Source organism: Photobacterium leiognathi (genome assembly GCF_030685535.1).
Classification (GTDB): Bacteria; Pseudomonadota; Gammaproteobacteria; order Enterobacterales; family Vibrionaceae; genus Photobacterium; species Photobacterium leiognathi.
Window position 1 is genome coordinate 940,183 of the sequence record NZ_CP131599.1, and the last position, 14,175, is coordinate 954,357.

The 14,175-nt window shown below is 38.5% G+C and carries 11 protein-coding genes and 1 pseudogene; 3 read left to right on the plus strand and 9 right to left on the minus strand.

What is annotated here, in order from left to right; translation table 11 throughout:
- Window positions 1-71: 71 nt before the first annotated feature.
- Window positions 72-1,046, minus strand: a pseudogene (locus tag Q7674_RS04395) (GGDEF domain-containing response regulator).
- 236 nt (window positions 1,047-1,282) lie between these two features.
- Here Q7674_RS04395 and Q7674_RS04400 point away from each other — a divergent pair.
- Entirely contained in the window at window positions 1,283-1,735 is a 453-nt protein-coding gene (locus Q7674_RS04400) for a DUF3069 domain-containing protein (RefSeq protein ID WP_008989213.1), read from the plus strand.
- 337 nt (window positions 1,736-2,072) lie between these two features.
- Window positions 2,073-3,377 (plus strand): winged helix-turn-helix domain-containing protein, encoded by a 1,305-nt coding sequence (locus Q7674_RS04405; RefSeq protein WP_052679847.1) that lies wholly within the window; start codon window positions 2,073-2,075, stop codon window positions 3,375-3,377.
- Window positions 3,378-3,411: 34 nt separating this feature from the next.
- Here the strand turns inward: Q7674_RS04405 and Q7674_RS04410 are convergent, their stop codons facing one another.
- The 6 genes from Q7674_RS04410 to Q7674_RS04435 all read right to left on the minus strand — a co-directional run bounded on the left by Q7674_RS04410 (window position 3,412) and on the right by Q7674_RS04435 (window position 9,414).
- Window positions 3,412-3,861 carry an NfeD family protein gene (locus tag Q7674_RS04410; RefSeq protein WP_045062324.1) on the minus strand — a complete coding sequence of 150 codons (450 nt, stop codon included), beginning with the start codon at window positions 3,859-3,861 and terminating at the stop codon, window positions 3,412-3,414.
- On the minus strand, window positions 3,858-4,787 hold the full coding sequence (locus Q7674_RS04415; RefSeq protein ID WP_023935138.1) for an SPFH domain-containing protein: 930 nt from the start codon (window positions 4,785-4,787) through the stop codon (window positions 3,858-3,860). Before Q7674_RS04415 ends, Q7674_RS04410 begins: the two co-directional genes overlap by 4 nt.
- A gap of 199 nt (window positions 4,788-4,986) precedes the next feature.
- Window positions 4,987-5,262: a hypothetical protein gene (locus tag Q7674_RS04420; protein ID WP_008989209.1), complete on the minus strand. Its 276-nt coding sequence runs from the start codon at window positions 5,260-5,262 to the stop codon at window positions 4,987-4,989.
- Window positions 5,263-5,765: 503 nt separating this feature from the next.
- Window positions 5,766-6,374, minus strand: coding sequence for a histidine phosphatase family protein (locus Q7674_RS04425; protein ID WP_045062322.1), 609 nt, complete (start codon window positions 6,372-6,374; stop codon window positions 5,766-5,768).
- 232 nt (window positions 6,375-6,606) lie between these two features.
- On the minus strand, window positions 6,607-7,086 hold the full coding sequence (locus tag Q7674_RS04430) for a hypothetical protein (protein WP_023935140.1): 480 nt from the start codon (window positions 7,084-7,086) through the stop codon (window positions 6,607-6,609).
- Window positions 7,087-7,920: 834 nt separating this feature from the next.
- Window positions 7,921-9,414, minus strand: a complete 1,494-nt coding sequence (locus Q7674_RS04435; protein WP_045062320.1) for a cobyric acid synthase — start codon at window positions 9,412-9,414, stop codon at window positions 7,921-7,923.
- A gap of 426 nt (window positions 9,415-9,840) precedes the next feature.
- On the opposite strand from Q7674_RS04435, the gene Q7674_RS04440 reads away from it, so the two are divergent.
- Entirely contained in the window at window positions 9,841-11,139 is a 1,299-nt protein-coding gene (locus Q7674_RS04440) for a DEAD/DEAH box helicase (protein ID WP_023935143.1), read from the plus strand.
- 79 nt (window positions 11,140-11,218) lie between these two features.
- Here Q7674_RS04440 and Q7674_RS04445 read toward each other — a convergent pair whose 3' ends face one another.
- Both Q7674_RS04445 and Q7674_RS04450 read right to left on the minus strand, forming a co-directional pair.
- The gene (locus tag Q7674_RS04445) at window positions 11,219-12,241 is read right to left on the minus strand and encodes an HAD family hydrolase (RefSeq protein WP_237156703.1); all 1,023 of its coding nucleotides are present in this window, start codon (window positions 12,239-12,241) and stop codon (window positions 11,219-11,221) included.
- Between the two features lie 75 nt (window positions 12,242-12,316).
- Window positions 12,317-14,167, minus strand: coding sequence for a beta-ketoacyl synthase (locus tag Q7674_RS04450; protein WP_305421846.1), 1,851 nt, complete (start codon window positions 14,165-14,167; stop codon window positions 12,317-12,319).
- Between the last annotated feature and the right edge of the window lie 8 nt (window positions 14,168-14,175).

Here is a 14,175-nt window from a genome sequence, read left to right on the forward strand (position 1 = left end):
GTTACACGGCAAGCGCTTAAAATGCAGTTTGATTGCTTTTTAAACAACAACTTACTCTCTGGTGATCAAAGTTAGTTTTCACTTTGATCTGCGGGAATATTCATGTAATCAGCAGTAATATATTGGTCTCTACCATTAGCTTTGGCTTGATACAGCAATTTATCTACTTCTTGATATAAGTTTTCGATACTTTCTAATCCCGTTGGTATCCATGTAATTGCGCCTTGGCTAACAGTGACACTTGATGATGTTTGAGAAAAACCATGTTCGATGTTCAATGCCGCGATCGCTTGCTTTAAACGTTCACACTCTTTCTTTGCTTGTATGCTATTGCAGCAACTTAGCAAAATAACAAACTCCTCACCACCATAACGTGCACAGATCTCACCAGCACGACTGAATTTATGCTTCAGCGTATCAGCGAGTAACTTTAAGCAGTTATCCCCTTCTATATGCCCATAGTGATCGTTAAAGAGCTTAAAGTGATCAACATCAAGCATAATCATCGTCAAAGGCTGTCCATTTCTTCCATGTAATGAAACAAACTCAGTCAGCTTCTGATCTAAATAGCGTCGATTTGCCAGCGCTGTTAAGCCATCTTCATTAACTTGCTGATAAAGTAATTCATTAGCTTTTTGTAACTGTAACGAGGTTTGTTGCAGCTTACGTCTCATTGCAGATATACGCTGCATCGCTTTCAATTTTGCTGAAAGCACCATGCCATTCACAGGTTTCGTTAAATAATCATCTCCACCTTTGTCGATAGCTTCTGCAATCAACTCTGGCTCAGAATGACCACTTAAAAAGATAATCGGTACCCACTCGGTAAAACGCTCTCGAATACTTTGCGCAAGTTCTGTACCTTGCATATCAGGCATACAGATATCTAACAAGACAAGATCCGGATCAAATGTCGCATAACAATTGAGTGCATCCTGACCAGATGACACAGCTTTAACCACATACTAAAGTTTTTTTAATCTTAGTTCCAAATGTAGTCTTTCAGAGAAAACATCATCCACTAACAAAATGTGCATCGGGTCCATTCAGATACCTTTTTGGTATTTCTAAGTAAGTTATATTAAGCATTTTACATGCCTAATATATTTTTGACTTTAAGTTGGTCAATCTTTTATATAAAAGCTAGCTTAATAAGCATGATGCGACAATCATCACATTGAAATTAAACACACATTTATTACTGATTTCTACATGATATATTGACATTTGATGTTAGAAATATAGGATTCCTCTCCTTAAACTTATGCTGTAGGAAAAAACCATGTCTGAGATGAACAATAAAGACGAGCAAATCGTTGAAGAAGTAACCTTTACACTAGAAGACTGTTCTCCAGAACTTCGCCAAGTTGTTAAATTCGAGCAAGTACCAGCTGAACTCATCGATATGCTGGTTAACGTGTACAAGGTTTCTGAGCCAAGTACTCGCGAAGCATGGAATTCACTACCTGCGAGTGCACAAAATGTACTTGATAACTTCGAGCAATTTCATGCTTTAGTTGCACTAAGCCAAAGCTACTCTGGTGTTGATTTCTTAAGTGAAATGCAAGGCACAACTTTCCCTGAAGATATGGACGCTGAAGCACAAGCTGAATACAAAGCAGCGGCATTAGACAAAGTACTTCACAACTGTGTGAAAGATATGTGTAAGCAACTTAAAAAAGCGCGTCAGAACCCACCAATGAAACGTGAGTTCACAACTATCTTTCAAAAATAATTGTTAAGATATTTATATATTATGAAGGAGCAGCATTAACTGCTCCTTTTTTATTTGTTAACCAAATGAAAGCAAAAAACGACCTAGCCGTAACAGTAATAAACAGATTTGAAATCAAGATCCGACCTATTCAGGGCGTCAATTTTACGGACGCTTAAAACTGTATAACTTTTAATCCACTCATTAGATATGGTTAATGAAAAAACAATTTAAATTAACAAGTTAGAACAAATTAAAACTATTACAGTAAAGATACGTCTATTTATTTTCATAACTTTTTATAGATTTTCGTGATATTATACAAAGTCTAACGATTTCAATAGCTAGAGGTGTATGGATGCCAAATACTGAGCAGATAAGATTCCAAACGGATGTGTGTTACATAGAAAGCCAAGGCATTCTTAAAACACCTGAATCTACGCTCAAGTTGAATTTATCTGAGCAATATATTTTATCGTATCTCATAGATAATTATGGTAACCCTGTAACTAAAGATGAACTCTTAAAAGTAGGCTGGCCTGATCGTATTGTTACAGAAGCCTCTCTTTTCCAAGTTATTCGTGCACTTCGTGTAAAGCTCAACGAAAAGAAAAAAGGTGATGTTATTGAAACATTGCCACGCGTTGGCTATCAAATTCGTGAATTCACACGCGAGACTATCAATTTCCAAGAAGAAGCGAATCTATCCCCTTTTAAAAAAATAGGAAAGAAGACAGCTATCGTCAGTGCTATAGGTTTGGCTGCTGTCGGTGCTGGCATCGGTTGGATGAAATATGTACCTTCACATACGCCGACCAATTACATTATTGAAAAAGATCGCATTGGTAGTAATGACATCACAATTGTTACTGCTAATGCAGATGATTTAGCTGATTTACGAAGTAAAGTAAAAGAGCTAATCAAAGGCCAAACCAAAAAATATGGCAAACTAGTCACACAAAATGAAAGGGTTTACCTTTTAAAAACGGATGAGTTTTATTCTGCTGCATGGTGTGCAGTAGACGCAAATGATCAATGTATTAAAAACACTGATTTTAGCTATAAAATTGCGACTGATGAGTGGGATAAATTTGCAAAGCTCGTGATAGATAACCAAAAAGTTTATCACGAAACACCTGTGATTCAGACAGAATACGCACGCGAGCCAACGGCTGTTATATACGCTTCTTATATCGATAAATCGGGTATTCAATCCAAAGTCATGCACTACTTCATGACACCCACAGATAATAAAGGCATTTTTGATTTTTCTATGATGTCATTTATTAAAGATCCTGATTCTGGAAAATTTCGTTCATTGGCTATCAGTGCGTCGAAAGCCTATATTGAAAATCGCGAAAGCCAATTTTTACAAACAATAAAAATCGAACCTGAGATGTATCACTGGGCATATCAGCCTAGTCCAGATTACGATGAAAAAGAATCACTGGCGCTAAAGCATAGCTGCCATTTTGAATGCCAGTCATCGGACAAACGTCCTTATTACAACTATGTCGTCTATAAACAGCCGAACTTACTGTTAATGCTAAATGAGTTCACAGGTTTCTTTTGGAATAATACGAGTCAGGGCGACCCTTCCATTTCTTATTCTGACCATTTTTCAGATTTATCTCCTGATAACAATAAGAAAACTGACAAGTAACTAAAAAGCGCAGTATTAACTGCGCTTTTCTTTTTTAACAAGGCTTTATTACTAAGGTTATCCCTTCTACTGCTACTACTTCCACTTTTTGACCCGCTTCTAGATCAACTTCAGTGACTACGCTCCAAGTCGTATCGCCAAATTGTAATCGCCCTGCACCTGCAACAATCGCCTTAGTAACAACACTACGTTGTCCTATCATTTGTGCGCCACGTTGATTAAGTTTCGTAACAGATGCATCGGATTTATCTTTCTTATGCTGGTATCGCCACCACAACCAAGTTGTGAATAAAGCAAAAACAGCAAAAGAGATCCATTGCAAAGGCCAAGAGATCGGTAGCATCAATACTAAAATACTCACTAGAACAGCAGAAATACCTAGCCATAGCAGATACCCTGCCGTTCCAAGTAACTCAAGCAGCAATAACACTAAACCTATTGCTAACCAATGCCAGAAGTTCATTTGTTCTAGTAGGTAGATCATGCATTATTACCTTTGTCTGATTTATTACCCCATAACTCTGCGATACCTGCAACAGAGCCCATTAAGCCCGTTGTTTCTAATGGCATCATGATCACTTTACCATTTTCAGACTGACCAATCGATTTTAATGCTTCGGTATAGCCCTGAGCAACAAAGTAATTTACCGCTTTAATATCACCTTGAGCAATAGCATCTGACACCATCTTGGTCGCTTTGGCTTCTGCTTCTGCTGCACGTTCACGGGCTTCAGCTTGCAAAATTGCCGCTTGTTTCTCACCTTCCGCTTTTAAAATTTCAGATTGTTTTTGACCTTCCGCTCGTAAGATTTCCGCTTGGCGTACACCCTCTGCTTCTAGAATTTCAGCACGCTTATTACGCTCCGCTTTCATTTGTGCGTTCATCGCAGCAGTCAAATCTTGTGGTGGCTGAACATCTCGAATTTCAATACGGGTAATTTTAATGCCCCAAGGGTTCGTTGCTTGATCCACAATAGATAGCAGTCGGCTATTAATTGTGTCACGCTGAGAGAGCATCTCATCAAGTTCCATTGAACCTAATACAGTACGCATATTTGTTAGCGTTAAGTTACGGATAGCATGTTCTAAATCAGACACTTCATAAGCTGCTTTTGCTGCATCAAACACTTGAATAAAACACACAGCATCGATCGTTACTGAGGCGTTATCGCGAGAAATCACTTCCTGAGCTGGAATGTCTAATACACGTTCCATCATATTGACTTTATTACCAATCTTGTCGATAAAAGGAATAATGAGATTTAACCCAGGACGCAATGTTTTTGTGTAGCGACCAAAGCGCTCAACAGTCCACTCAGAACCCTGACTAACGGTTTTAACGCACGATGCAATAATAACAATTGCGACTGCGATAAATATAACAATGGTGATCAATGAATCGTACGGCATGACTTCTCTCCAACTAATAGGCTTAGAAAGTATTGTACCGTTCAAACTGTTTAAATATGCATCAAGACACTAGAAATGAGATCAAGTTAAAACCGAAAATTTTATAACAAGATGATTTATGTGGGGAATTGGATTTAGACAATAAAAAACGCCAAATGCGTTAACATTTGGCGTTACTCTTATTACAGCTAATCAATGATTAGCATTTACGCATGGTAATGTCTTCAAACTCACCATCAATAGTATTATGAGATGATTGTTCGCGGTAATTAGTGTTTACTTTGCGATCTCGACCCGCAAATCCTTCACTAAATGTGCGTTGTTCGAACTCTACACCTTCAGATGCAAGTTTACGCTTAATGAATGGTTTAGCGATTAATGCCGCGATACCCATGAACAAAGCCATAATCGCAGCAAATGAAACAGTAAATAATCCAATAACTACAGCAACAAAACCAGTAAGTAAATTTTTCATGGCTAAGCCTCTCTCTATAATTCTTAGTAAGAACTACAGTGCTAATACACTGTTTTCTTATCTAACTGTTCTGCACTTCACGTAGCAGTTATTTTTAGCTTACAACCAAACTAACTGAACTAAGATGAACCGATGATGAACACATAACTAATTGTTATCAAGCAACATCTTATCTAACGGAAAACTGATAAATTAAAAGGCCGTTAGCATACACAACATTATAAAGCACTTAGAGCATGATTAAGTGGGAGGTAGGATTTTGGAATACCTACAACGATGAGTCAGCTCCACAATCTCATCGAACCTCAACCCCGCCATGTCGGCGATTTCCTAACTTAACGTCACCGCAAGCTAGGTTGGCACAACCCGTGACGAGTCAGATTATAGTCGCTGATTACTATTATTCTCTGCACTCCCCGCTTTAAGCCGTCGCCTAAAGCCCAGAAACTATAACACTTAAAAATTCGATAACGCAATAATAAACATTATGCATTTATCTATTTTCAAACAGTTTCTACTGTTGTTACTTCACATTGGATGCGACTAATTTTATCGTCTGCTAACAAAAAGTAAGCATTTTGCGGTAAATCTTGTTCAAAGGTTTCACTATAACTCATTGCAGCATAGACCCCTCTGAATACAGCACCGGTTAGCCCGTGAGAAATAACGATCACATTATCAGGTACCGCATTATCAGCAAGAAAATCTTTAACTCGATTCACTACCGACTCATACGACTCGCAATGTGGTGCTGAGAGATACCAATCACGGTGATTAAGTAATTTGGGATTCTGTTTAACTAAATCAGGAATAAAACATGTTTCCCAATCGCCTAAATTAAATTCTTTTAAGCGCTCGTCAGTGACGATGTTATCGCTATCAATACCAAGCTGCTCACAAACAATCTGCGCTGTTTCTAACGCTCGACCAAGTGGACTGCTATAGACCGCCCATTGATTTATATTGCCTATCTTTTTACTTAATGATGCACCAATAGTTGAAGCTTGGTTTTGTCCTAATGCAGTCAATTCAGAGTTACAATGTCCTTGTAAACGTTGTTGTGCGTTAAACGTTGTTTGACCATGACGTAATAAAAAAATGCTTTTTGACATTGTGTTCCCCTTGCGAAGTGAGGAAATTACAACACTTATAGGCTTGCGACAAGTTGAACAGATCTAATTCGCGTTTCATTAAGCGAATAATAAGATTACGTTAGGAAATACGTTATAAAAATGACGACAAATCGAGCGATTTAAAAGAAATATATTGCATAGAAAATTAGATATAACGTTTAATTAGGTAATGGGAGCAAAGTCTATCGACTTCTCCCTCTACCTATTAAATTTAAAGACGCATCCAAACATCACTGAAGCGTTGAGTAGAGATATGAAAGAAAAGATCATCTCTCTGCTTGTATACATTTACAAAAGTTTTTTCGATATCGACAAATTCTGTATTTTTAAACTGTGAAACAACAAATGTTAAATCAGTATTTGATTTAGGCGTATATGCCCAATAATTCAAATTATCTTCGTTTCTCTTACAATACTTTTCCATTTCAATCTTTTTGCCATTAACAACCATTGAAACTGTACTATGGAGACCTTGAATATTGCACTGACTTAAAAAACGTTCGAAACCGTTATTATTATACTTAGCTTTATAAAGTTTAAAGAAAAGCTTTTTACCACCAGAATCAGGCGAGTTGATCAAAGCTGATAAGACATAATGACCGTCAATACTTGATGAGTTCCAATCCTCTGCCTTCACATTTAATGAACACATCATCATTAAAAGAGATGCAATACATAACAGCTTACTCATATTATTCCTTTAACATCAATAACAGCTACAATACAAAGGGGAAACGTCCTTTTGTTTTAGTTTAACAGCAATGTTTTGCGTCATCAAAAGATTAAGATAGCGTGACACCGCTGTATTTGTAACTTTTATACATAGTTTGAGTATTTTTTTACCAGCCTCTTTAATAAATAATGTTAGAAATAAGGTGGAATTGGTAAGTATCTGCGACAGACATCACTTTAATTAATTCATTGCTCGTTAATTACATTTTCAACCTTGCTTTTTATCGCAAAACAACCAAAATAAATTTCATTTTATATATGAGATATTAACCGCACAATTACGCGTATAGATCATCAATTTGCTCATTAAATGTGAATACTTCTCAAGGTTTTCAATAATATAGATGAAGTAAAACTGGCTAAATTATTGCTATGAAAAATCTTTAATTCTTTGTTTAATGAGATAAAAACACCAGATTCATCGCCAATCTGATACAGCTATCTTTCGATTAATTGTTTCGTAAGTTAACAACAACCACTATTTGAGATAGAAATGACTTGATATTCTCTCTTTTTTTATCAAGGTAGTTAATCAACTAAATTCAACATTAGAAATAGATATTATTCTTTTATTAATTAAAGCCCTCTCTACTTATTCATAAATAAAGTAGATATTACATACAATATCGCAATAGCGAATTTTATCAGTATTAATCTTTCCTAATACTAAGTCAATCATCAGTAAATATTCTACATTTGCGATAAGTCATGTTAATTGAAATAAAAAAGACCGACTAATACGCAATACTGGTAACGTCGATCTCTTCTTGTTATTACTTATCAGATTCTGACTTTATTCAGTAATAAGTCCTAAGCTTTTCAAATCCAAATATTGTTCAACAGCATCAGCAACACGATTAATCCCTTCTTCACGTATTGCGGCAAAATCAGGTGTTTCTATATCTGATAATCCAGCCCAAGCTAAGATTGCATCACAAGCTTGTTGTTGTTCAAAAATGCCATGCAAATAAGTACCAAAAACATGATTATCAATGCCTATTTTACCATCCATCTCTTTGTTACCATCAACCGCACTGGTTAATTCAATAGGTGCATCGTTCTTATTTATACCTGATGTAATACCCGCATGGATCTCATAACCACTTACAGGAACAGTTAATTGTTGTGGTAAGCTCATCCAGCCAGATACTTGTTTTAAATGTTTATGCTTGGTGATCTCAGTGCTAATTGGTAGATAGCCTAAACCTTCTGACTCTCCTACCTCACCTTCAATCCCATATGGATCAGACACAACTTCACCTAACATCTGATATCCACCACAAATACCCATAACTTTGCCACCGAAACGAAGGTGACGCTGTATTTGTTTATCCCAACCTTGTGATCGAAGATAAGCTAAATCACTACGGACACTTTTAGAGCCCGGAATAATGATCAAATCAGCAGGGGGAATTGCTTGTCCTTTACCAACAAACTGCAAATTCACTTGTGGGTGCATACGCAGTGGATCAAAATCCGTATGGTTGCTAATGCGGGTTAATACCGGAACAACAACGGTAATAGTGTTCTCTACTTTTTCAACTTGCTGAATATCAATGGCATCTTCTGCCTCTAGCATTAAACCGTGCAAGTATGGCAATACTCCAATCACAGGTTTACCTGTTTTCTGCTCTAACCAATCAAGCCCTGATTCCAGCAGTTTGATATCACCACGAAAACGGTTGATCACAAAGCCTTTTACCCTTGCTTGCTCTGATTCAGAAAGCAACGCTAAAGTGCCATACAAATGAGCAAATACGCCACCGCGATCAATATCAGCCACAATGATCACAGGAATATCAGCTTCTTCAGCAAACCCCATATTCGCAACATCGTTTTCACGTAAGTTTATTTCAGCAGGGCTGCCAGCACCTTCAACGATCACTGTCTCGTATTCACGGGTCAGTAAATCGAACGATTCCATAATGGGTGCCATTACCACTTTTTTATAGCTGTTGTAGCCAATCGCATCCATGTCTTCGAGCGCTTTACCCTGCACAATCACCTGTGCACCAACATCGGTATTTGGTTTTAATAACACTGGATTCATGTGCACAGTTGGTTCGATACCACAGGCATAGGCTTGTACTGCCTGAGCACGACCAATTTCGCCACCGTCTTTGGTTACAGCACTATTTAATGCCATGTTTTGTGATTTAAAAGGTGCAACACGGATCCCTTTTCTGGCTAGAACGCGGCAAATACCAGCAACAAGTACACTTTTCCCTGCATCTGAGGTAGTTCCTTGTACCATTAATGCACGTAAATTTGTTTTATATTTATCCATTATTTTTGTGTCTCGTTTACTGGTAAAAATTAATCACTATAAGGCGGCCACTGCAATTGTGGTCAATCTTGGTTTCCATCATGATAAACCGTAATACGTACCCTTGCGGCGCATGACCAATTAATACAATGACATTTATACAGTATTTTGTGGGATTTCAAACACCATGCACAATAATTAACGCATTAGCTTGAATACGTACTAGCAAGCAATTTTTCTTTTATACTTTTTAAACCATGCTTTGGAAAGTTAGTAGTCAAAATGTTCTAATTTCTCACCTTCACGACAACTGTATTATGTTGATATAGCGAATTAACCTACAATCGACTATAATATGCGACCATTTTTAACGGCAAGGTGATTACATTCATAAGCAACGACGTTTATGAATGTAATCGGCTTTAGCCGACAGTTTAGGAACAAAGCATGTCATTCTTATCACAGGGTTTTTCTCAAGATTTAGTTAAAGCATTAACTGAAATCGGTTACGAAAAACTGACTCCAGTGCAAGCAAAAGCAATCCCTCAAGCACGTCGTGGTGCAGATATCCTTGCACTTGCACAAACAGGTACAGGCAAAACTGCCGCTTTTTCACTACCTATTATTCAAAAACTAATTGATACTCCAAAATCAAAAAGCCGTTTCAATGTGCGCGCATTAATTCTTGCGCCAACACGTGAACTGGCAGAGCAAATTGCAAACAACATCAGCGATTACACTAAATACACTAGCATCACTTGTACTGCTGTTTTTGGTGGTAAAAAAATGTCGTCTCAAGAAAAACGCCTAGAGCAAGGCGTTGATATTCTGGTTGCTACACCAGGTCGTCTGATCGAGCACATGGAACTAAACAATGTTTCACTAGCAAACCTTGAGTTCCTTGTATTTGATGAAGCAGACCGTATGTTAGATATGGGCTTTATCGGTGCTATTCGCGTGATCCTTGACGATATCCGCACTAAACCACAGACCATGCTGTTCTCTGCAACGTCTTCTGCGCAAATGAACGCACTAGCTGCTGATATTCTTCACAAACCACAACGTATTACGGTAACCCCTGAAAACAGTACAGCTGATACCGTATCTCACGTGGTTTACCCTGTTGATGAAGAACGTAAAACGGAATTACTGTCTGAATTAATCGGTAAGAAGAACTGGAGACAAGTTCTTGTTTTCGTTAACTACAAAGAAACAGCTAACCAACTGGTTAAAGAGCTTAAACTAGACGGTATCAAAGCGGTACTTTGTCACGGTGATAAAGCACAGAGTGCGCGTCGTCGTGCTCTAGAAGAGTTCAAAGAAGGTAAAGCACGTGTAATGGTAGCAACAGAAGTCGCTGCTCGTGGTCTTGATATCCAAAACCTGCCGTATGTTGTTAACTACGACATGCCTTTCCTTGCTGAAGACTACGTTCACCGTATTGGTCGTACAGGTCGTGCGGGACAAAAAGGTAATGCGATTTCTTTTGTTAGCCGTGAAGAAGAGTTAACACTAGTGCAAATTGAACGCTTGATCGGTCAACGTATCCACCGTGTTCAATTAATCGGTTATGAGCCAAAGAGCCGTGATGCATTACTAGAGCGTATGCATTCAAAGCCAGCATTTAGTCAACGTGAAGGCCGTAAGAATAACCCGACACAAGACCAATCTGCTGCTGAGCGTCGTGCACGTCTTCGTCGAGCTATCAATAACAAAGCAACTAAGATCACTTCTCTAAAGAAATAATCTTTAAAGCTAATCCAATAAATCAAAGCCGAGCAATTTGCTCGGCTTTGTTGTTTTAGTCAAATAAAATCACCAATAACTATGGCAATGTGCGTCGTTGCGCTGGTGTTGGGTAAATCTGACACCAATCATTCTTCATATCAACAACCTGCCATTTATTCGCTTTGGCAGCATCCATTAACGCAGGCGTAAACTTACCTTCAAATGAGTTCGCATCGTATGCCCATTCACGTTTGGCATCTGTATGGTGAATTAACATCCCAAGACTTGCTCCTTTCTGCGATGTCGTCCATTTCAACATGGCTTTATCACCTGTTGAATTACCAATAGCAAGGATCGGACGTTTACCGATAATAGTTTCAATATTAATGGCTTTTTGTGGCCCATCATTGATGTAAACCAGCTTGCTATTCTTCTCTAGTTCACCATCTTTATAAGTATAACCAAACGTTGTACCAATCACGTTTTGTGCTGGAATATGATAAATCGCTTCACTCCAAGGCTTTACAAACGCACTACCAGCACCAGTAACAATAAACACATCAAATTGATGAGCATGTAGGTAATCAATCAATTCAATCATCGGCTGGAACACCAACGCAGTATATGGACGTTTAAAGCGTGGTGACTGATGTTCTTTCAGCCAATTGATCACATCTTGATTATACTGCTCAGGCGTCATATTAGATTGTGATGTTTCTAAAATTGGCAGTAATGCTGCCCACCCTTTTTTAAAGATCGCATTAGTATTATTGTCTAATACCCAACTATAAGGTGTTTGTGTTTTCCACTCTGGATGTTTGACACTTTTCTTTTTGATCTGATCAAAAGCAAATAAGAACTGGGTATAAGTCGGCTTTTCAGACCATAACGTGCCATCATTATCGATAACAGCAATACGATCACTTGGCTTCACATAATCTTTGCTGCCTTTGTTTGTCACATTATCGACAAAATTTAATAATGCTGTTCTAGGCTGACTCTTCGCCCATAATGGTAGAGCTTGTGTGTCACTATTACATTCCATACTCACGGCTGAAAATGAAAATAGCGATAAACACACGCCCATTAAACCCGCGATAATTACTTTGTTACTTTTCACGTTAAAATCCAAAATACAAAAAGGGGTAAGTCAAATAATAACTTACCCCTCTATAATTGCTATAAAATATACCTATTAACGATACTCTGAGTATGGATTTTCTGCACTAAGTTCAATTGCTTGCTCAAACTCAGATAACTGAAGAGACTCTTGAGTCATAGTTACAGAGTTTTCATCCATTACCGCTTCACCAAAGTAATAACGAATTTTCTCATCACCATGACACGCTGCTTTATCATTAGCAGCTGTAATCTCTGATATAGCTTGGTTACGTTGATGGTAACTTGCCATCACATCATCACCGTATTTCGCACCAAGCATCTCAATCGTTTGAGCAGGTGACAACACTAAGCCTGTGGCGTTATTTCCGCCAAAACCTTTAGCATTTAAGATCACAGCTCTGTAATCTAGCCCTTTATCACCAGCAAATTGGTGATCCATCAAGATATTTAAGTTTGAACGATGAACATCATCAGCAATGTGATCGATGGTTTTAATGCCCGGGATCCAGCCATGCTGCCATACACCTAACGATGCCACTAACTGATCACCTGCAGCAGCACTCATTGAGTGACCGACATACGATTTAATTGCCGTAACAGGCCAGTTATCAATCTTAAAGGTTTTTGCTACTTCATTAAGAATGTGGCTTTCAGTAACACGGTTTTGTGGCGTACCAGTACCATGTGCTTGAACGAATGTTTGCTTAACGCCCTCTTCACCCAAAATCGCTTTCGCCAGTGCTGTCGCTTTTGCCACAGTGACATAGTTGCCTACACCCGGTGCTGAGATCGATTTCTTGTTTGCATCTGCATTTACAAATACATCTGCAACCGATCCATAAATGTTTGCGCCAAGTTTTAACGCTAATTCATCATCCATTAGCACAACAAACTGTGCTGACTCAGCCATGGTAAAACCAGCATTTGCGGAGAATGGACGGCAAGCACGGCGATTATCAACTACATCGCTATTATCAAGTGCTTTAAGCTGAGCATCTTCTGCTAGTGCACCCATAACACGGAAACCTTCCATGATCTCAGGGATCACTGGTGCTTCCGCATTGCCCACAATCACCACTTTTGATTTGCCGTGTTGAATGTCGTACATACCTTGACGAAGGTTATATAAGAATGTGGCACATGCGCCCATGTTGGTACCGGTTGTACCGACACTGTTAATGACATAGCCATTGATAAAATCAGCAGGCATTTCAGCAAGCGATAACGCCATCATTTTAGAGCTAACTCGTCCACCAGTAAGGTGCGCAGCTAACATGCCACCTAGCGAGTTATCATCAATCTGGGCTAAACCACTACCAGCATAAACAGAGACTTCATCAGGCTTGATATGGCGTAAGATTTCATCCCACTCAACACCTAAAGAGTTAAGCGCGTCAGATGCACCGTAAATCGTTAAACTTAAACCACGAGGATGGAAACGAGAGTTATATAAAGAAGCAGGATTAAAGCCAGCAGGAATATTACCACCACTGGTCACAGGAAAAGCGACACGATCTTCAATCAGAGCATCAAGATTACCATTAACGGTGATGTGAACCTTGCTGCCCTCTTCTACAACTTCCCAGTTATCTGGAATTTTTGTTGGCAGTTTAGACTTACGTAAAGTAAAACAAATCTTATCGTTGTCAGTATTTAAATTAGCTTTGTATTGGTACAGCAGGTTATCAGGATCAAATGAATCAATGCGGCGCACAAAAGTGCTTGCTTTAATTGCTTCAATGATCTCTTCGGTGATCGACTCTTGCGTATTTAGTCCCATACGAGCAGCAAGATCTTGCCATGTTGATTGCATAACTTGCTCTGAAAGCACATCAGCAACCATTAGTTTATAACTATGAAAACCTGAGCTACGGCCCGCGGCATTAATGCCACCTAAACCAACAATCAGCGGTAACTTTGCCATTTAAAATC